20 protein-coding genes are annotated in these 20559 nt (G+C 53.0%); 11 read left to right on the forward strand and 9 right to left on the reverse strand.

Annotation, left to right across the window (positions count from 1 at the left end):
- Positions 1-323: 323 nt before the first annotated feature.
- Both VFA_RS01295 and VFA_RS01300 read left to right on the forward strand, forming a co-directional pair.
- Positions 324-659 carry a Grx4 family monothiol glutaredoxin gene (locus VFA_RS01295; protein WP_004724159.1) on the forward strand — a complete coding sequence of 112 codons (336 nt, stop codon included), beginning with the start codon at positions 324-326 and terminating at the stop codon, positions 657-659.
- 105 nt (positions 660-764) lie between these two features.
- Positions 765-2717 (forward strand): DNA topoisomerase III, encoded by a 1953-nt coding sequence (locus VFA_RS01300; RefSeq protein ID WP_004724160.1) that lies wholly within the window; start codon positions 765-767, stop codon positions 2715-2717.
- A gap of 75 nt (positions 2718-2792) precedes the next feature.
- On the opposite strand, the gene VFA_RS01305 is transcribed toward VFA_RS01300, so the two are convergent.
- The 9 genes from VFA_RS01305 to VFA_RS01345 form a co-directional block, all read right to left on the reverse strand.
- Complete coding sequence (locus VFA_RS01305; RefSeq protein WP_004724161.1) at positions 2793-4052, reverse strand: gallate dioxygenase; 1260 nt, start codon at positions 4050-4052, stop codon at positions 2793-2795.
- A 24-nt stretch (positions 4053-4076) separates the two neighbouring features.
- The gene (gene pobA / locus VFA_RS01310; RefSeq protein ID WP_004724162.1) at positions 4077-5330 is read right to left on the reverse strand and encodes a 4-hydroxybenzoate 3-monooxygenase; all 1254 of its coding nucleotides are present in this window, start codon (positions 5328-5330) and stop codon (positions 4077-4079) included.
- A gap of 12 nt (positions 5331-5342) precedes the next feature.
- Positions 5343-6635 carry a TRAP transporter large permease gene (locus VFA_RS01315; protein WP_004724163.1) on the reverse strand — a complete coding sequence of 431 codons (1293 nt, stop codon included), beginning with the start codon at positions 6633-6635 and terminating at the stop codon, positions 5343-5345.
- A complete protein-coding gene (locus tag VFA_RS01320) occupies positions 6635-7201 on the reverse strand; it encodes a TRAP transporter small permease (RefSeq protein ID WP_004724164.1) in 567 nt (188 codons plus the stop codon). The genes VFA_RS01315 and VFA_RS01320 overlap by 1 nt, the downstream gene beginning before the upstream one ends.
- 24 nt (positions 7202-7225) lie before the next feature.
- A complete protein-coding gene (locus tag VFA_RS01325; RefSeq protein ID WP_038150658.1) occupies positions 7226-8260 on the reverse strand; it encodes a TRAP transporter substrate-binding protein in 1035 nt (344 codons plus the stop codon).
- A 135-nt stretch (positions 8261-8395) separates the two neighbouring features.
- Complete coding sequence (locus VFA_RS01330) at positions 8396-9397, reverse strand: aldo/keto reductase (protein ID WP_038150661.1); 1002 nt, start codon at positions 9395-9397, stop codon at positions 8396-8398.
- 4 nt (positions 9398-9401) lie between these two features.
- Positions 9402-10355 carry a Gfo/Idh/MocA family oxidoreductase gene (locus VFA_RS01335; RefSeq protein WP_004724167.1) on the reverse strand — a complete coding sequence of 318 codons (954 nt, stop codon included), beginning with the start codon at positions 10353-10355 and terminating at the stop codon, positions 9402-9404.
- A 24-nt stretch (positions 10356-10379) separates the two neighbouring features.
- The gene (locus tag VFA_RS01340; protein WP_004724168.1) at positions 10380-10874 is read right to left on the reverse strand and encodes a hypothetical protein; all 495 of its coding nucleotides are present in this window, start codon (positions 10872-10874) and stop codon (positions 10380-10382) included.
- A gap of 155 nt (positions 10875-11029) precedes the next feature.
- On the reverse strand, positions 11030-12250 hold the full coding sequence (locus tag VFA_RS01345) for a LysR family transcriptional regulator (protein ID WP_004724169.1): 1221 nt from the start codon (positions 12248-12250) through the stop codon (positions 11030-11032).
- Positions 12251-12405: 155 nt separating this feature from the next.
- Here VFA_RS01345 and VFA_RS01350 point away from each other — a divergent pair, with 155 nt between their 5' ends.
- The 9 genes from VFA_RS01350 (at position 12406) to VFA_RS01390 (ending at position 20478) form a co-directional block, all read left to right on the forward strand.
- Positions 12406-13431, forward strand: a complete 1026-nt coding sequence (locus tag VFA_RS01350) for an amidohydrolase family protein (RefSeq protein ID WP_004724170.1) — start codon at positions 12406-12408, stop codon at positions 13429-13431.
- A 16-nt stretch (positions 13432-13447) separates the two neighbouring features.
- A complete protein-coding gene (locus tag VFA_RS01355) occupies positions 13448-14125 on the forward strand; it encodes a 4-carboxy-4-hydroxy-2-oxoadipate aldolase/oxaloacetate decarboxylase (RefSeq protein ID WP_004724171.1) in 678 nt (225 codons plus the stop codon).
- A complete protein-coding gene (locus tag VFA_RS01360) occupies positions 14118-15185 on the forward strand; it encodes a 4-oxalomesaconate tautomerase (protein WP_004724172.1) in 1068 nt (355 codons plus the stop codon). The genes VFA_RS01355 and VFA_RS01360 overlap by 8 nt, the downstream gene beginning before the upstream one ends.
- A gap of 52 nt (positions 15186-15237) precedes the next feature.
- Positions 15238-16107, forward strand: coding sequence for an amidohydrolase family protein (locus tag VFA_RS01365; protein ID WP_004724173.1), 870 nt, complete (start codon positions 15238-15240; stop codon positions 16105-16107).
- Positions 16108-16117: 10 nt separating this feature from the next.
- Complete coding sequence (locus VFA_RS01370; protein WP_004724174.1) at positions 16118-16471, forward strand: protocatechuate 4,5-dioxygenase subunit alpha; 354 nt, start codon at positions 16118-16120, stop codon at positions 16469-16471.
- A gap of 4 nt (positions 16472-16475) precedes the next feature.
- Positions 16476-17309 carry a class III extradiol dioxygenase family protein gene (locus VFA_RS01375; protein ID WP_004724175.1) on the forward strand — a complete coding sequence of 278 codons (834 nt, stop codon included), beginning with the start codon at positions 16476-16478 and terminating at the stop codon, positions 17307-17309.
- Positions 17310-17353: 44 nt separating this feature from the next.
- Positions 17354-18361 (forward strand): tripartite tricarboxylate transporter substrate binding protein, encoded by a 1008-nt coding sequence (locus VFA_RS01380; protein WP_004724176.1) that lies wholly within the window; start codon positions 17354-17356, stop codon positions 18359-18361.
- Positions 18362-18443: 82 nt separating this feature from the next.
- The gene (locus VFA_RS01385; protein WP_004724177.1) at positions 18444-18959 is read left to right on the forward strand and encodes a tripartite tricarboxylate transporter TctB family protein; all 516 of its coding nucleotides are present in this window, start codon (positions 18444-18446) and stop codon (positions 18957-18959) included.
- A gap of 1 nt (position 18960) precedes the next feature.
- On the forward strand, positions 18961-20478 hold the full coding sequence (locus VFA_RS01390) for a tripartite tricarboxylate transporter permease (protein ID WP_004724178.1): 1518 nt from the start codon (positions 18961-18963) through the stop codon (positions 20476-20478).
- Positions 20479-20559: the final 81 nt, after the last annotated feature.

Consider the following 20559-nt stretch of genomic DNA (forward strand, 5'->3'; position numbering starts at 1 on the left):
ATTCTCCATATAGTTGAAAGAGTTACCTCTTTCGATTGCTTCCAGTGTTATTTTATATTCGTCGATACGACTGACTTGCGATCTATTTTAGCAAGTTTTTACTTTATTAAAACCCCAATGTGGAGAAAAATTGTTTCGCAACCCGCAGATAATGAAAGCGAGTGTGACAACGTCAGTGCCAGTTGAAGGCGAGGTTAGGCACATGTGCAAATTTGCCGATCGCGCCAAATGGATGCTATAACCATAAAGATAATGTGCTTTTTATTCTCTATTAATGATTTAGAATGGGCGTCATGAAAATTGAAATCCATTAAGAGGAAGCAATGGAAACCATCGACAAAATCAAACAGCAAATTGAAGAGAACGCGATCCTTCTGTACATGAAAGGTTCACCAAAACTGCCTAGCTGTGGTTTCTCTTCACAAGCAGCACAAGCTCTGATGGCTTGTGGTGAAAAATTTGCCTACGTTGATATCCTGCAAAACCCGGATATCCGTGCTGAACTCCCTGTGTACGCTCAATGGCCAACCTTCCCACAACTTTGGGTAGAAGGCGAACTGATCGGCGGTTGTGACATCATCATCGAGATGTTCCAAAAAGGCGAACTTCAGCCACTCATCAAAGAAGCCGCGGCTCGTTCAGCCAGCAGCGAAGAGTGATTCTGAATCGTCAAAATACTGTATAAAATCACAGTTTTTCTTGATTTCTTAAGGCCACATTCGATAATGTGGCCTTAATTTTTTGGCCGTCAGACACTGAACGCTATGACTCGTCTCTTCATTGCAGAAAAACCCAGCCTTGGCCGTGCGATCGCCGATGCATTACCAAAACCGCACAAGAAAGATCAAGGATTTATCCGCTGCGCCAATGGCGATGTGGTGACATGGTGCATCGGTCATTTGCTTGAGCAGGTGGAACCGGATGCTTACGATGAGCGTTATAAAAAGTGGAATCTGGCTGACTTACCTATTGTGCCTGAGCAGTGGCAATTGCGCGCCCGAAAATCGGCCAGCAAGCAGCTCAGCGTGGTGAAAAAACTGCTCAAAGAGGCCAATCACATCGTTCATGCCGGAGACCCGGATCGCGAAGGACAGCTGCTGGTGGACGAAGTGATCGATTACTGCAAAGTGGCGAAAAGCAAAAAAGAGTCGATGGAGCGGCTGCTGATCAGTGACTTGAACTTGCCAGCGGTGAAGCGTGCATTAACCTCGATGCGCAGCAACCGCGATTTTATTCCGCTCTCTGTGTCTGCGCTGGCGCGCTCACGAGCCGATTGGTTATACGGCATGAACATGTCGCGCGCTTACACCTTGCTCGGCCAAAAAGCGGGTTATCAGGGGGTGCTCTCGGTCGGGCGCGTGCAAACACCGGTGCTGGGGTTGGTGGTGCGCCGTGATGAAGAGATCGAAAACTTCGTGCCACGCGATTACTTCACGCTGGATGCCCTGATCCCTTATCAGGACGCCAACGGCGCGTTTGATATTCGCGCGCGCTGGAAACCCAGTGACGCTTGCAAGCCTTGGCAGGATGAAGAGGGCCGCGTGCTCAACCGCAAACTGGTCGAGAACGTAGCCAGTCGCATTGCCGGACAACCCGCCAAAGTGGTGGAGTCGGAGCAGAACCAGACCAAGCAGTCTGCGCCGCTGCCCTATTCATTGTCGGCGTTGCAGATTGATGCGGCGAAGCGTTTTAACATGAGTGCGCAACAAGTGCTCGATACTTGCCAGTCACTGTATGAAAAACACAAACTGATTACCTATCCGCGTTCCGATTGTCGTTACCTGCCGAAAGAACATTTCGCGCAGGCGCCTTCCGTGACGGCGGCCATCGCCAATAATGCCAACGAACTGGCAGGCGCAGTGGCTAACGCCGATTTGTCGCGCAAATCCAAAGCGTGGAACGATGCCAAAGTCGACGCGCACCATGCCATTATTCCCACGCCGAAGCAGGCCTCGGTCAATGCGCTTTCCAGCTATGAAATGAAGGTGTATCAGCTGATTGCCCGTCAGTATCTGATGCAGTTCTATCCGCCAGCGGTCTATGCCGAAGCCAAGTTGGTGTTTGATATCGCCGGCGGCACGTTTGTCGCCAAAGGGCGCCAATTGCTGTCGGCTGGCTGGAAAACCCTGACGGGTCAGAAAGAAGAACAGGAAGAGGGCGTGGATACCGTACCGCCACTACCGGTAGGAACGGTGCTGACGTGCCGTGAAGGGGAAATTAAAGATCGTAAAACCGAGCCGCCGCGTCATTTTACTGAGGCAACGTTACTTCAGGCGATGACGGGCATTGCCCGTTTTGTGGCAGACAAAGAGCTGAAAAAAATTCTGCGTGACACCGATGGTTTGGGGACGGAAGCAACCCGTGCGGGCATTCTCGATACGCTGTTCAAGCGTCAGCTCCTCATACGCGAAGGGAAGTTGATTAAAAGCTCGGCGGCCGGGCGTGGCCTGATTCATGCGCTACCATCGGATGCAACCTATCCGGATATGACGGCGCACTGGGAGCATCAGCTGCAAGCCATGGCCGAACGTGGTCAGGCCTATCAGCCGTTTATGCAGGCGTTACAACAACGTATTGATCAACTGATGGCGCAGGTCAAAACAGGGCCCGTACCGGAATCACTGCGTGCATTGCCGAAAGTAGAACGACCTGCGTTTAAGCGTAAACGCCGCACCAGCAGTAACCGAAGTCAGCCGAAAGGAAAAAGTCGCACCTAGTGCTATCAGCGGAAGCAAACGGCAAGGCATGAAGAAAGGCCCACTCAGGGGAGAGTCGAGTGAGCCTTGAGCAAATTATTTGCCGCCCGAGACAGAGTAGTTCATCGACACGTTACGCGATTTCTGGAACGTATCGATGTCCTCGCCGCGCATAGACGCGTAGATATGCGGATTCGGCACACCCACCACTGCGCCCAGTTTCTCCAGCAGGAAAAAACTCACGCCGTAGCGAATCATCTCAATCCACTGCTTTTCTGCCACCATGGTCTGTTCCTGTTCAGTTAAACCGAATTCTGTAAACAGAGCTTTTGGTTCTTGTTTAAAGCGCTCGCGGTGCGCAGGCTCAATCAGGCGATGCAGAAAGTCGTTCAGACGATAGGCGCGATGCGCATTCTCCAGCCCGAACGGGTAGGTGCCGGGCAGTTTTTCTACCCCCGCAATTTCATGTTGAATGTGCTGACGGTATTGCTCGGCCTGCGCGTCGCCGAAACTGTTGCCGAGATCTTCAAAGATCACCGTGGCAATGTTGGTCATCGAAGGCAGGTAGGTAGCGCTGTGCACCTTCTTCACCTTGTCGGACAGTGCGCCGCGCATGATGAGCCACATGATGACCTCTGCGCCTTCCATACCACCGAGTTCGGCGTATTCTGCCAGACGCATGTCGGCTAATGCTTCTGGCGTCTCTTCCAACATCTCCAGAAAACGCTGATCCCAATCGGTGTTGTTGAATCCGCAGCGCTCGCCATGCACCTGATGTGACAGACCGCCTGTCGCAACGATGGCTACACGTAGATCGGGATCCGGAAAACTCTCAATCGCTTTGCGCAAGCTCTTACCCAGTTTGTAACAGCGTTTGGCGTTCGGAGTGGGGAACTGCAACACGCCCACCTGAAGCGGTACGATGGTGCCTGACCAACCGCTGGCTTGCGGCGAAATCATCGACAGCGGCGAAAAGCAGCCATGGTCGAGCGGCTTTTTCTGAAATACAGACAGATCGAACTCATCTGCGACCAGTGCGTTGGCGATGTGACGCGACAGTTCCAGATGGCCTTTGACGGCCGGGTACTGGCGTGCGCCGCCGCCCTCGTCCGCAGTGCGGTACTCATCGTCGACTCCCAGTGCAAACGGGGAGTAATGGTCGAAAAAGAACGACGTCATATGGTCATTAAAAATCATAAACAGGACATCGATTTGCTGTTGTTCTACCCATTCCTGCACCACTTTGAAGCCGGTGAAAATGGGCTTCCAACCCGGATCGTTGTCCTTGTTGGTGTCTTTTGCATAACCGATGGTCGGCGAATGAGAGGCGCCAATACCGCCAATAATTCTGGCCATGTTGTATCTTCCTTGTCATCAGGGTTAGCGGGGGCTGCTGACGGTTTCAGCTTGTGGCTTTTTTGTATCGCAGTGCTGGATCTGTTCATACGGCAAACCGACGTACTGTTCAGCGATGAGCTTCATGCCAGCTTCGCTGTGTAAGTAAAATTCCAGTTCACAATCAGCCATCTTCTCGACGAATGAGCGTTGGTCCTGCAACTCACTGTCAAAATGATGCAGCATGCTGGTCATCCACCAAGAGAAGCGTTCGGCGTTCCACACGCGGCGCAGGCACACATCCGAATATTGTTCGACGACTTTGCGCGGTTCACCGGCGTAGTAAGCGCTCAGTACCTGATAAAGCGCAGCGACATCGGAAGCGGCAAGGTTCAGGCCTTTCGCGCCCGTAGGCGGCACGATATGCGCAGCATCGCCGACCAGAAACAGATTACGGTGCTGCATCGGTTCACACACAAATGAGCGCAGCGGCGCGATGCTTTTTTCAATGCTCGGTCCGGTCTGCAGTTTCTCCGCTTCTGCGGTAGGCAGGCGGCGTTTCAGCTCTTCCCAGAAACGCTCATCGCTCCAGTCTTCCACTTTCTCACTGTTGGGCACCTGCAAGTAGTAGCGCGAACGGGTTTCAGAACGCTGACTCGCCAGCGCAAAGCCGCGAGAATGTTTGCAGTAAATCAGCTCGTCGCACACCGGCGGTGTATCTGTCAGCAGGCCAAGCCAACCGAACGGATAGATGCGCTCATACTCAGTACGAATGTCATCGGGGATGCTCGGACGGGAGATGCCGTGGTAGCCGTCGCAGCCAGCAATAAAATCGCATTCGATCTGATAGGTTTCGCCGTCTGCTTCAAACTCAACGTTGGCGAGGCCGTGTTCAGGGTTGTGCAGCTTGGTCACCGGCGAGGAATAAAAACTGCGCTGGCCGGATTGCTCGCGCGCCTGCATCAGATCGCGGGTGACTTCGGTCTGGCCGTAACAGGTCACCACTTTGCCTTGCGTCAGGCGAGTGAGGTCAACGTGCTGCTTTCTGCCTTCCACGCTGATGAAGAAACCATGATGAACGAGGCCCTCTTCATCCAATCGCTGGTGACAGTCCGCTTCGCGCAGCAGGTCGACAAAGCCCTGTTCGAGAATGCCGGCGCGAATACGACCCAGCACATGCGGCGCAGAGCTGCGTTCAACGATGATGTTATCAATGCCTTGCTTATTGAGCAGTTGGCCAAGCAGCAGACCGGATGGGCCGGAGCCGATAATGGCAACTTGAGTCTTTAAGGTTTTCATTTTCAGCTCCTTTTAGTGAGGTAACAGCGCCAGTGCCAGTGATGGAAACACGATCAGTAATCCGAGACGCACCACGTCGGAGAGGACAAACGGAATCACGCCTTTAAAGATGTCGGTGATGTTGAGGTCTTTATCGAGCGATTTGATGACAAACACGTTCATGCCGACCGGCGGAGTGATGAGGCCTACTTCCACCGTGATGACCGCGACGATACCGAACCAGATAGGGTCAAAACCTGCCGCTTGAATCAGCGGGAAAACGACCGGCACGGTAAGCAGCAGCATCGCAATACTGTCCATCACACAACCCAGCAGAATGAACAGCATCAGCACGGCAAACAGCACCATGTAAGGTGACAGATTGAGGCTCTGCACATAGTCGACCAGTGAGTAGGAGATACGCGATACCGACAGGAAGAAACCGAAAATTTCTGCGCCGATGATCATAAAGAAAATCATCGCCGAAATAGACAGCGTTTCATTCACCGCATCCAGGAACATCGCCCAGGTCATGCCGCGAATCAGCGCGATGACCAGCGTCAGCGCCGCGCCAATGGCCGCCGCTTCGGTCGGCGTAAAGAAACCTGCGTAGATACCGGCAATGATAAACGCGAAGATGGCGGTAAACGGCAGCAGACCTTTCAGACCGATGAGCTTTTGCATCAATGTGGTCTTCTCGCCTGGTGTGGCTAGGTTTGGAAAAATCCATACCGTGACGGCAACGGCCAGGCAGTAGAGCGCCAAGCCCAGCAGGCCTGGAATCACGCCTGCGATGAACATGTCACCGACCGATTGCTCGGTGATCAGCGCGTACAGCAGCAGCGCAATCGACGGCGGGATCATGATGCCCAGTGTGCCGCCGGCGGCCAGTGTGCCTGTCGCCAGTGAGACGGAGTAGCCGTTGCGTTTCATTTCCGGCAGTGCGACGCGCGACATACTGGCCGCGGTTGCGAGCGAAGACCCAGAAATTGCCGAGAAAATACCGCACGAAGTGACGGCCGCCAGTGCCATGCCACCGCGCCACGAACCGAACAGCGTTTTTGCGCCATTGAACAGCTCTTGCGACATGCGGGCTTTGGAGGCAAAGACCCCCATCAGAATAAACATCGGAATCGGGCTGAAGCTGTAGTTCGAGAGCGCATCAAACGGCGCGCTGTCGAGGATCGCCACCGCTGGTTGAAATGCGACAATCGACGCGAAGCCGACGAAGCCGGTCACCGCCATCGACAGCGCGATGGGGGCACGAAACGCGATCATGAGCAGCATGATCGCAATGCAGAGATAACCAATCATCGATGCATCCATTACAACACCTCGTTATGCTGATGGTTGGATGGAGGAGATGTCGGTGACGACATCCGTTCTATTTTAGGGTGATGGTGACGAAGCAAATCCCACGTTAAGATGAGGCAACGTAAGGTCAGCATGCTGGTGGCAAACACCATGATGCGATAAATCCATGGCATCGGAATCATCAGATCCTGCGTGGTTTCGCCGCTCATCACTGCGCCTTCAATCGCCAAATAAAAGCGGTAGGTCATGCCCGCACCCAGCAGGGCAAATCCAAGTAGATAGAAGGATTCCAGATAGGTTTTGAAGCGGTCAGACATCTGCTCAGTAAACAAGTCGACCACCACCTGAGAGTCACCCACCGACTGCGGCAGCGTAAACAGCACGGTAAACAGCAAGCCGTATTTAATCAGTTCCACACCACCGACGAAGGTCAACTCGATACCACCATCACTCAAACCGTAAAGCGTGCGTGTCACCACATCGAGCAGCGTCACCAGCATCATGCCAATCAGGAACGCGCCGCTGCACACATGCATCGCTTGGGACACTCGGTTAATCAACTTCTTGAGTACCGTCATGAGATCACTCCTGGTGTCCAGCCGTTAGGCCGGATTCGCACAGTTGCCCGAAGAGAGTTCCAACGCACGTTTGTAGACCGCTTTCGCGGGTAGGCCTTTGGCTTCCAATGCGTTGAGGTAATCCTGAGTGACGGAATCGAGCACGGGTTTCCATTCGCTCTGCATCTCGCTGTCGCTCACTGTGTAAATGTTGTCACCCATGGTCTTCGCTTCTGCCATGCCCTTGCTGTCTAGTGCATCAAATGACTCGCCAGATTTCAGTGACCAGGACATGCCGGAGTTTTTGTCGATCACCGCTTTCAGTTGTGGGTCGAGACGGTTGTAGACGTCGTTGTTCATGGTGACAACAAACGCCAGCGAGTAGAGGCCACCAATGTCGGTGTGGTTGTTCGCCAATTCATTGATTTTGAATACGGTGGCGCCTTCCCAAGGCAGCGCGACGCCATCAATCACCCCGCGTTGCAGCGATTGGTAAGAGTCTGGGGCTGGCATGCCGACGGGCAGGGCTTTGATTTTCTCCAGTAAACTGGCTACCACGGAGGTTGGACGTCGGATGCGCAAGTTGGCTAAGTCTTCCGGTTTTTCAACTTTCTTATCCTTGGTGTGCAGCATGCCCGGGCCATGTGTGAACAGGAACAGCGGCTTGGTGTCTTTGTATTCGGATGCAATTAAGCCTTCGTTGTACAGGGTCTGAATCACGCATGAACCTTGTACGGCAGTTTTGACCACGCCCGGCAGTTCCACCACTTGGGTCAGTGGGAAGCGGTTTGCGGTGTAGCCTTGAACGGTCGCCGTGACATCAATGATTTGGTGGGTCACCGCATCATATTGTGCTGGCGGTTTGGCAAGCATGGAGCTGGCATAAATATCGACATTCATGCGGCCGTCAGAATCTTGTTTCACTTGATCTGCCCAAGCCTGAAAGATGTCTTTTTGCGCCGCTGAAACGGCGGGCCAGAAGTGACCAAACCGCAGGGTCACCTCTGCAGCGTGAGCGGCGTTGGCAGCCATGAGTGTACCGAGCGTGCAGGCGTAGGTTAGAGCTGTTATCTTTTTCATTGTTCGCATCCATACTTATGTTTGTGTTCACGTGATTGGCCGGGGTCAACCGGTTGTACGCGGGAGCGAGGTGCCACTCACCCCGGAACAGACAGCGTGTTCCGTGATCGCTTCCCTGCGATGATTCTGTATGTCTCAGAATTCTTCAGTATCAATTTCTTGTTGTGTCGCGGCGTTGTAACGCGGGCCCGCCACATTGGCCGAATGAATCATCTCGCTCAGCGCCGACACAATCTCAGCGTTGAGCGTTTGATCACTGACGGCGATGTTCTCCTTTAAGTGATTTGGGCTTGTGGTGCCCGGAATCGAAACCAGTTCAACGGATTGGCTGTTCAGCCAGCTCAGTGACAGCTGGGCTAGGTTCATCGCCAATAAACCGGCCTGTTGCCACTCCGCAAGCTGCGCTTGCAGCCCGTCAATTAGTGCCAGGTTGTGAGCGAAATTGCGCTCATCAAAGCGGGGCATCGCGCGGCGAATGTCTTTCTCTGTGAACGCGTCGGTGCCTTTCAGCGTGCCGGTGAGCATGCCGCGGCCAAGCGGGCTGAATGCCACCAGTGTGGTGCCGAGTTCGCGGCAGGCATCGAGCAGGGCAATTTCCGGATTGCGCGTCCAGAGTGAATATTCGGACTGCACCGCGGCAATCGGATGTACCGAGTGCGCTTTACGCAGCGTCTGCGCCGAGACCTCAGACAGGCCGATTTCGCGAATCTTACCTTCGTCCACCAAACGACTCAGCTCGCCGACGGTCTCTTCAATCGGAATGACTTTGTCCCAGCGGTGCAGGTAGTACAGATCAATCACATCGGTGTTGAGGCGGCGGAGACTCGCTTCACACTGTTGGCGAATCAGCGCCGGATCGCCGCTGATGCGTTTCACGCCCTGCGCATCCATATACATGCCACACTTACTGGCGAGCAGAAATTCGTGACGACGATGCATGACCGCGCGGCCAAGCAACGACTCGTTGGCACCCGCGCCGTACAACGTCGCGGTATCGAGATGGTCGTAGCTTAAATCCAGCGCCTGATTGAGAAGCTGCGCTGCCTGTTTTTCCGGTGTCGCCGGACCGTAGGCATGCGAGAGATTCATACAGCCTAATCCGACGGCGCGACTGGTGAGTTGTCCGATGCGTTTCATCGCCTTACCCGTTGTTTTCCAGCAGCTGCTCGAGTTTGTGCAGCGTTTCCATTGCGCTCAAGCATTGCAGCACAGACGAGTTTGGCTCGCGCTTTTCACGGATGGCGGCGATGAATTCACGGTCAATCAGTTCGATACCATTGTTGGAGACCGCAACGCCTGACAGGTCAATCGGGTTTTCGTAGCCGTCATACAGGTCGTCGTAGCGCGCCAGATAGGTGCCTTCCTCACAGATGTAACGGAAGAATGTGCCGAACGGACCGTCGTTGTTAAACGACAGCGACAGCGTACATAACGCGCCGGATGGCACTTTCATGCCAATGCTCATGTCCATCGCGATACCGAGCTGCGGATGAACTGGCCCCTGCATGGCTTGTAGTTGGCTGGCGGATTCGCCAGTCTGGTACTGGAACAGGTCGACCGTATGGCAAGCGTGGTGCCACAGCAGGTGATCGGTCCATGTACGCGGTTCGCCTTTGGCGTTGGTGTTGGTGCGGCGGAAGAAATAAGTCTGAACATCCATTTGCTGAATGTGCAGTTCACCCGCGGCAATTTTATTGTGAATCCACTGATGGCTCGGGTTGAAGCGGCGAGTGTGACCGGCCACGGCCACCAGCCCAGTACGCTGCTGGGTTTCCACCAAACGGCGTGCGTCTTCGATGTTGTCGGCCATCGGAATCTCAACCAGTACGTGTTTACCTGCTTCGAGGCACTCAATCGCCTGACTGGCATGCAGGTGGGTTGGCGTTGCCAGAATCACGGCATCCACATTGTCGAGTTTCAGTGCTTCGCTCAGGCTGTCGCTGATCATGGCGTGTGGATATTGTTTGCCGAGCGCAGTCATTTTATCCACTTCGCTCCCCACCAACGCGGTGACCTGAACATCATCAATCTGGCTGAGCGCTTCAAGGTGTTTGGTTCCAAAAGCGCCAGAGGCACCAACGACACAAATATTCATACTTCTTCCTTTTTATAATGTGGTTTAAACACGGTGGCTGACCGCAATTTGATGGGGGGTGACTTCCAGTGATTTCAGCATATCCAGCATGGCTTCGGTCTGGGTGCTGGCAATCGCCAGTTCACTGCCATCGACTTGCAACTGACCGTCGAGGTAAATGGCCTGCGAGGCCTCGATTCCTTGCTTGAGCTGAGATTTATCGTCGTTGTGAGTGCGTAAATCCGCGACGATCTGACCGGGTTGAATGTGGCTTTTCAGCTCCTTCAACCATGGTGATAAGTCTTGTTCACTGTCTGAAAGCAGCACCAGGTGGGCGCTGTGCATGGCATCGGCGACAGAAAAACAGCCCTGGACGCCACAGAAAATAAACCGTTCCAACTGGGCTTTACAGGTGTCGTCCTGCAATGCATTCGGGTCGAAGGCGGTAATGATGCGATCGGGGCGATTGAGCCCAAGCTTCAGCATGCGTTCTGCGGTGTGACCAAAACCAATGAAGGCCAGTCGCGATATCTTTGGCATACACAGTCCTTGAATCGAAATTATGTTAATGGAGTGTATTGAAAACTTTTCGTTGATAGAAAAGTTAGCAAACTGTTAAGAAAGGGGATAATTAGAATTTAGTATTGGCTATTCAAATTTTGAATAGCCAGAAGTGGATGGCCTATATCAATTTCTTATAGCTTGATCAGCGAAAGTCCGATCTTTCGAATGGTGTCAATGAAGGCTTCTTGCGCGGTCGTACCGCGCCAGCTTTTGCGAATCGTGATGCCAATCGCTCGTTTCTGTTGCTCGGAATCAAATGGCACGATTTCAAACGCACCGTCGCTCAGTTCGCGGTGCACCTGATGCTTGGGTAGCATGGTCAGTTTGTCGCTGCCGACCACGATTTCGCGTACCAGCATCTGCGAACTGGCTTCAATGATCTGAGGAGGCAGCGCGTGATCTTTTGACGTAAAAAGCTGCTCAAACATGGTTCGGCCGGGGGTGTTTTTGCGCGAGATTACCCAGCCCTGTTGGCACAAGTCATCCAACGTTACCGGCCTTTTCAATTGACCCAGCGGATGGCCTTTGCGCGCCAGAATAACGTTGGATGTGAAAAACAATGTCTCTTGGTGTACGTCATATGAGGGCATCGGAAAGCGCAGTGCGCCGACGATGACGTCCAGTTCACCACGGCGTAAATGCTCAAGCAAGTCTTCATATAAGCCATCAAGAATACTGATGTTAAAGTCCGGCCGAAGCTCAGTAAACTCGTTGATTGCATTGGGTAAAATACAGGTTCTTGCCAGTGGAAGGCTGCCGACAATGATGCTGCCTGAGCTGACATTGTTATTGGCATCAATTTCAGCGATGCCTTGTTTGATTTCATTAAACGCCAGTTTGACTGCGCGGCTAAGGCTTTGCGCCGCTTTACTTGGGCTGACGCCTAGGCTGGTTTTTTCAAACAGCACGGTCCCTAAATACTCTTCCAGATCTTTACATGCTCGGTAGAGCGACGATTGCGACACGCCAATGTTACGCCCGGCGGCAGAGTAGTTCTGCGCTTCGGATACAGCCACCAAGGCGCGTAACTGTGTCGTGGTGACAGCAAACAAACTGGGGCTGCCGGGGCTTCCGGAGGTTTTATCGAGCCGATAGTTCTTTTTGATCGCTTGATTGAGCATCTCCAGCGCGCGCTCAATTCGAAAGCTGAACAGCTCACCTTCGGCGGTGAGAACCATCCCGTCGGTCTTACGTTCAAACAACGATGTCTTGAGCTCTTTCTCAATTTTTGCCAGTGCCTGAGTGATGGCCGGTTGGGAAAGAAAAATGCTTTCTGAGGCTTTGCTGATGCTGCCATGTTTGACTACCGCCACAAACGCGACCAAGTGTCGTAGGTTGGGAATTTTGTCCATATTATGCGTATTGTTTTTATCCTGATTAAAACGACTATATCAAAAATCAATACCATTGTTGTAAATTGAAATGGCAAAAGGTAATCAAGATGTAAATACTGTGATCCACGCATTGAGTAAGCCTTATTGCTTAGTGACCAGGGAGCAGACTAAGTATGATCATTGATTGTCATGGACATTACACCACGACGCCGCCTCAAGTGGCGGATTACCGAGAATCACAAAAAGCCGCGCTGAAACAAGACCCAGCCTATCGTGGCGAGAAAGGGGCGATTCATATCAGCGATGATGAAATTCGTGACAGTATCGAGAACAACCAGCTTCGCCTGCAGCGTGAACGCGGTACCGATTTAACGATTTTCTCACCTCGCGCCAGCTGGATGGGGCATCACATTGGTAATGAGTACACCAGCCGTTACTGGACCGAGCATCAGAATGACTTGATTCGCCGTGTTTGTGACCTTTATCCGGCCAACTTTGCGCCAGTCGCACAACTGCCACAATCACCGGGCGTGACGCCAAGCAAATCGATTCCTGAGCTGGTGCGTTGTGTGGAAGAGATGGGATTTATCGGTTGTAACCTCAACCCGGACACCACGGGCGGCTTCTGGCAAGATGCCTCACTGGCTGACCGCAGTTTTTACCCGCTTTATGAGAAATTAGTCGAGTTGGATGTGCCGGCCATGATTCACGTCAGTGCCGCCTGTAACCACTGTTTCCACACCACCAGTTCCCACTATCTGGGTGCCGATACCACCGCGTTCAGCCAACTGCTGATGTCGGATGTCTTCAAAGATTTCCCGGAACTTAAAATCATCATTCCTCATGGCGGCGGCGCCGTGCCTTACCACTGGGGTCGTTTCCGCGGTATCGCGCAGGACATGGGGCTGCCACCACTGGAAGAGTCGGTACTGAACAACATCTATTTCGATACCTGTGTCTATCACCAGAAAGGTATCGACCTGTTGCTGGATCTGATTCCGACCAAAAACATTTTGTTTGCCTCAGAAATGATAGGTGCCGTGCGTGGTATCGACCCGGAAACTGGCCACTACTTCGATGACACCAAACGTTATATCGACGCCAACACCAAGCTGGGTGCCGAAGAGAAATCGCAGATTTTTGAAGGCAACGCGCGCCGTGTCTTCAGCCGCTTAGACGCCCAGCGAAGCAAAGCGTAACCAAGGAGTAAAAACGATGAGTAAGAACGTCGTAGTGCAGCATATTGAACGTGTTGACCCGGAGATCATTGCCGGGCTGGCGAAATGTGGCGTGGCAACGGTGCATGAAGCGCAGGGCCGTAAAGGCCTGCTGGCTGATTACATGCGCCCCATTTACAGCGATGTCTCAGTGGCAGGTTCGGCACTGACTATCTCCGGCGCGGCAGGGGACAACTGGATGATGCACGTGGCGATGGAACAAGCCAAGGCTGGTGACATGCTGGTGTTTGCGCCCACGTCGCCGTCTAACCACGGTTTCTTTGGCGATTTGCTGGCGACTTCTGCGCAGTCGCGTGGTGTGGTTGGTCTCATCATTGACGGCGGTGTTCGCGACGTCCGCACACTCAAGCAGATGAATTTTCCGGTTTGGTCCAAACACGTTTTCGCGCAAGGCACCATCAAAGCCACTCTGGGGTCGGTCAATGTGCCGATTGTGTGTGCTGATGAAGTGATCAACCCGGGCGATGTGATTGTTGCCGATGACGATGGCGTCTGTGTGGTGCGCCGCGAAGAAGCGGCTTGGGTTCTGGAAGAAGCCCGCGCTCGTGAAGCGCGTGAAGAAGCCAAACGCGTGCGTTTAGCCAACGGCGAACTGGGGCTAGATATTTATGAAATGCGCGGGCGCTTAGAAAAAGAAGGCCTTCAATATGTCTGAGCAGCCATTTGCCACGCCGTGTATGTGGATGCGTGGTGGCACGTCAAAAGGCGGCTATTTCCTTGCGTCGGATCTGCCGCAGGACCGCGTAGCGCGTGACGCATTTCTGCTGGATGTGATGGGGTCTCCGGATGCCAAACAGATCGATGGCATGGGCGGCGCCAATCCACTGACCTCGAAAGTGGCGGTAGTGAAGGCGTCTGAACGTGCCGGCGTGGATGTGGATTACCTGTTTTTGCAAGTGTTCGTCGATCAAGCGCTGGTCACCGATCAGCAGAACTGCGGCAACATCCTGGCGGGGGTTGGTCCGTTTGCTATCGAGCATGGTTTGGTTGACGCGCAGGATGGAGTGACCGATGTCACTGTGTTTATGGAAAACACCGCGCAAATTGCCGTATGCCGTATTCCGACACCACAAGGTCAGGTAAGTTACCGAGGCTCTGCCCGTATCGATGGTGTACCGGGCTTCGCCAGCCCCATCGAGATTGAGTTTCAAGACACCGCGGGTTCGAGCTGTGGCGCGCTGCTGCCAACGGGCAATCCCGTCGATGAGATCAACGGGTTGCAGGTCACTTTGATCGATAACGGTATGCCTGTGGTCGTGATTTTGGCCGAAGACCTCGGCTTATCCGGTTGCGAAACGCCACAGGTGCTGGAGAGCAATCAAGAACTGCGCCAACAACTGGAACAGCTGCGGATCAAAGCCGGAGCCATGATGAATCTGGGTGATGTGACGGAATTGTCCGTGCCCAAAATGAGTATCGTGAGCGCGCCTTCAGCGGGCGGTGCCATCAATACGCGTACTTTTATTCCTCACCGCTGCCATGACGCGATTGGCGTGTTGGGCGCCGTGAGTGTCGCGACGGCTTGCTTGCTACCGGAGTCGTCCGCGGCAAAAGTGGCCCACGTTGCCAAGCACGATCGCATGACGCTCAGTATCGAGCATCCGAGCGGAGAACTCAGTGTGGTGGTGACGTTAAACGAACACGAAGAGGTTCAGAGCGCGGCTATTTTGCGTACCGCTCGCAAACTGTTTGATGGTGTGGTGTTTGGCCGTTAACCCCACACCGGCGTGAAACAAATGAAAGATTAGAATAATAAGGACGAGAAACATGGATCAAGACTACTTACCCTTTCATCCCAGCCCAAGTCAGCCGCAATACGTGGCGCCAGCCGGGGCGGTTGACGCCCATTGCCACGTGTTTGGCCCGGGCGATCAGTTCCCCTATTCGCCAAAGCGTAAATACACGCCGTGTGATGCGTCCAAAGATCAGCTGTTTGCACTGCGTGATCATCTCGGTTTTGCGCGCAATGTGATTGTGCAGGCGTCATGCCACGGCACCGATAATGCCGCACTGCTGGACGCGCTCGACACTGCGGGGGATTTAGCGCGTGGTGTGGCGGTGGTTTCTCCCGACATCACCGAACAAGAGCTGCAACACATGCATGATATGGGCGTGCGCGGCGTGCGCTTTAATTTTGTGAAACGCTTGGTTGATGCGACGCCTAAAGCGGTGTTCCTCGCTATCGCAGAAAAAATCCGCCCGTTTGGCTGGCACATTGTGGTCTATTTCGAAGCGCAGGATTTTGACGACATCGCGCCATTCCTGCTTGAACTGGACACGCAAATCGTCATCGACCACATGGGTCGCCCGGACGTTGCACTGGGCGTTGCGCATCCGAACTTCCAGAAATTCGCCCAGCTACTGGCAGACAATCCACACATCTGGACTAAAGTGAGCTGCCCAGAGCGCCTGACACAAACGCCGCCGGATTATAGCGATGTGGTGCCATTTGCCCGTTATCTGGTGGAACACTTCCCTAATCAAGTGTTGTGGGGCACCGATTGGCCGCATCCAAACATGAAATCGCACGTGCCGGACGATGGCCATTTGGTGGATGTGATTCCGCGCATCGCCCCAACCGAAGCGCTGCAACACGCACTACTGGTGACCAACCCAATGAAACTGTACTGGAAATGAGGAACTGAGCATGGCGTATGTAAAAAATGAAGTGCCCATTTTTGGTACCACGTTCTTCGATGGTCACATGGCGCGCAAAGGCTACGGCCTCAACAAAATGTGTTACTCGCTCAACGACGCGTCTGCGCGTGAAGCGTTTTTCAGCGATGAAATGGCTTATTGCGAGCGCTTTGGTTTGACCGACGAGCAGAAGCAGGCCGTGCGCGAGCGCGACGTGCTGCGCATGATTGAGCTAGGCGGCAACATCTATTACTTGGCGAAGTTCGCTGGGGCATTGGGGATGAACATGCAGGATATCGGCGCAATGCAAACAGGCATGAGTGTCGAAGCGTTTAAACAGAAGCTGGTGGATGCAGGGAGATAAGCAGATGGCTCAAGTTTTAGGTGGGATCACCACATCACATATTCCGGCAATCGGCAAAGCGATCGATGAAGGCCTGCAAGACACGCCGTACTGGAAATCTTTCTTTGATGCATACCAACCGGTGCGTGAATGGTTGAATGAACAGCAACCGGATGTGGCGATCATCTTCTATAACGACCACGGTTTGGAGTTCTTTATCGACCGTAAACCGACCTTCGCTATTGGCGTGGCGGAAGAGTATCACAACGCCGATGAAGGTTGGGGCATCAAACCCATTCCCACCATTCGAGGGGAAGCGGAGCTGGCGTGGCATATCTGTAATGAGCTGGTGGATCAGGAATTTGACATCACGATTTGTCAGGAGATGAAAGTCGACCATGGCCTGACGGTGCCGATGCAATTGATGTGGCCTGGCTATCAATACGATCACATCAAAGTGATTCCAGTGTGTATCAATGTTGAACAGCACCCGATGCCTTCGCCAAAACGCTGCTACGACTTGGGTAAAGCGATGGGCGATGCGATTCGCAACTTCGACAAAGACTTGAAAGTGGTGGTGCTAGGGACGGGCGGTTTATCGCATCAATTGGATGGCGAGCGCGCTGGTTTCATCAACAAAGAATTTGACCTTTATTGCATGGACAAGATTGTTAACGAGCCCGAAGCGTTAACGAAACTGACCGTTCGCGATTTGGTTGAACAGGCCGGTTCTCAGGGACCAGAGCTGAACATGTGGCTCGGCATGCGTGGTGTGCTCAACCCGCAGCTGACCGTGAAACATAGCAACTACCATATACCGATTTCCAACACGGGAGCCGGACTGTTGTTACTTGAGTAGTTCAATCATTAATTTCATTAAACTTATAAATACAGGACGAGATTATGAAACACTCTTACTTCAAGCGCCTTGCCGTTGGCGCAATGATGATGGGGTCGACGCTGGCCGTGGCTGCTGATTATCCGACAAAGAATATTCAGGGCATCATTCAGTGGGGCGCAGGCGGTGCAACGGATAGCCTGATGCGCTCGGTAACGCCGGAAGCAGAAAAGCTGTTGGGCACCGATGTGATTTTGACCAACCGCAGTGGTGGCGTGGGAGCGATTGCCACCAAATACGTCAACGCACGGGGCGCTGATGGATACACAATTTTGATGGGCGCGGAAAACCCTCAGCTGTACAAAGTGATGGGGCTGGCGGATGTGGATTATAGCGACATGGTGCCGATTTCGATTTTGGCTCAGGGCATTTCGATTATCGTCGCTCGCAATGACGCCCCCTACGACAATGTGAAAGAGTTCATCGACTACGCCAAAGCCCATCCGAAAGAAGTGAAAGTCGGTTCCACCGGGCCGGGCGGCTTGCCATCGATTTTGCTGGCTATCTTGCAGAATCAGGAACAATTTGAAGTGACGAATATTCCTTATAACGGCGATGGCCCGGGAATGACGGCGCTGCTGGGTAACGCGATTGATGTGATGCCAACCTCCTATGGTCCAGCAAAAGAGTACCTGCGTGCGGGTCAAATGAAGATCATCGGTTTGATGGACAAAACGGCCAACCCAGAATTTCCGAATGTAAAACCGGTGACGGATTTCTATCCGCAACTGGCGGCGCAACTGCCTTACAGCTCATTCTTCGGTATTTTTGTGAAGAAAGGTACGCCGGACGCCGCGGTTCAGAAACTCTCTGAAGCGTTCAACCATTCTGCGGCTAGCGCTGAATTTAAAGAACTGGTCACCAAACGCGGCTTTACCCATTTAGGCTTATCGGGCGCAGCTGCAAACGAATATCTCGAGCGTTTTCGCTCGGTGGCATCATGGATTGTTTACGATTCTGGTATCGCCAAACACTCACCTGAAGAATTCAATATTCAAAAAATCAGCAAGTAACCGCGTTACGGCGACCCTGGCATGCAGCAGCATGCCAGTGGCTTCGCACACATTATAAAAAGGACTATCGAGGAGATTTACCATGGATGTTCAATCCAGAAAGCCGGGTGAATTGGTATTTAACGCGTTAATGGTCGTATTGAGCCTTGTGTTGCTGTATCAAGCATTTTTTATTTCGGATCTATATACGCTCAGTTCGCCGGGAGCATTTCCACTCAGTGCAGCGGCCATCATGCTGGTATTTTCTGCGGTGACGGTTTGGGAAAGTTGGAAGAAAGTGGCGACTCCGTCCGCGATGACGCAATTTTTTCAGCATATCTTACCGGGAAAGGTCATCTTTATGATGGCGTTGATTGGCGGCTTTGCCCTGTGTTTGGAAAGCGTCGGTTTCATCGTGTCGGCATTGATTTTCCTCTCGATTGCGCTCTATTTTTTGCATCAGCGCCGCGTCACCAGTGCGATTGGATTGGCGTTGGTGGCATTGGTGGCGATCTATGTCGTTTTTCGTTTGGTGTTTCTGGTGATTTTGCCAGAAGGCGTGTTTCCCGAAGCTGAACTGTTGTCTTATTTCTCCCAACTGATGAAGGGAGACGCATAACATGCTGGAATCACTTCACTATTTTTTGATGTCTTGGACATCGTTGAACTTGCTGGCACTGACCGCACTTGGCACGTTTCTCGGCATATACATCGGGGCCATTCCGGGGCTGTCGGTGACCATGGCGGTTTCGATCCTGATTTCGTTTACCTTTCCGTGGGATCTCAATAATGCGCTGTGCCTGATGGTGGGCGTGTATATGGGCGGCGTATACGGCGGCTCACGCACGGCTATTTTGCTGAATATTCCGGGTGCGCCATCTGCCATTGCCACAGCGCTGGATGGTTATCCGCTGGCGGAAAAAGGTGAGGCTGGACGCGCAATTGGCTTGACGACCATCATGTCGGTGATTGGCGGCTTTGTCGGTATTCTGGTGCTTTCATTTGCCGCGCCTGTGGTGAGCACGTTTGCGATTCAATTTCAGCCACGCGATTACCTGATGATCGGCATGCTCGGCATCATGTTGATCAGCTCGCTGTCGAATGGCAGCTTCGCCAAAGGCATGTTTACTGGCGCGCTGGGGATTCTGGTTGGCACGGTGGGGCTTGACCCCATGACGGCAGAAGAGCGTTTCACCTTTGGCGTTGTTGAATTGTGGGATGGGATTAATCCGATTGCGGTGATGATCGGCATGTTCGGTTTGTCGGAAGTATTGAGCCAACTGCACAACATCGATAAAACCGTGATCAAACAGAAACTGACCAAAATTATCCCGGGCTGGATGGACGTGCGTCGTTACCTGCCACTGAGTCTCAAATCGTCCCTCATGGGAGTGATTGTTGGCGCACTGCCGGGCACTGGCGGAGATATCGCCTCGCTGATGGCTTACGACTACGCCAAACGTACCACTAAAAATCCGGAGGTACCGTTTGGTCAGGGCGCGAAGGAAGGCTTAGTCGCTCCGGAGTCTGCCAACAATGCGGCTGTCGGTGGCGCTTATATTCCGATGCTGACCTTGGGGATTCCCGGCGATGCGGTGACGGCGGTGTTCATTGGCGCGCTGTTTATTCATGGATTGAATCCGGGGCCGCTTCTGTTGGCTGAAAACCCAAGTATCTTCTGGTTTACCGTTGGCAACCTGACGCTGGCCAATATCTTCGTACTGATTTTTGGCCTGACAGGCATCAAGGTGTTCAGCAAGCTGGTCAGTTGCCCGAAAGGCATTTTGATGCCGATGATTGTGGTGCTGTCGGTGGTCGGTGCTTACGCCATTAATAACTCAATCACTGATGTGTGGTGGATGATGGCGTTTGGTGTGCTGGGGTATTTCATGCGCCAATACAACTATCCGATTGCGCCGGTTATTCTCGGCGTGATCCTCAGTAGCTTGATGGATCAAAACTGGCGCCGCGCGATGCTGGCCGAACAAGACAGCATTTGGGGCCTGATTCAGGGTATTTTCACCAGCCCGATTTCCAGCGTATTAGCCATCATGATTGCGCTGATTTATTTGTCACAAACTCCGATTTGGAAGGCATGTAAGAGACGACGCTTTTATCGCAAAGCTGCCGCCAAATAAGCGGATTCGTCACTCAATCATCAAACACGATAGCGGTACCTTCTTCAGCACGATCCTCATGCGGTCGTGCTGCGGATAACT

The sequence above is a fragment of the Vibrio furnissii CIP 102972 genome (assembly GCF_000176175.1).
GTDB classification, from domain to species: domain Bacteria; phylum Pseudomonadota; class Gammaproteobacteria; order Enterobacterales; family Vibrionaceae; genus Vibrio; species Vibrio furnissii.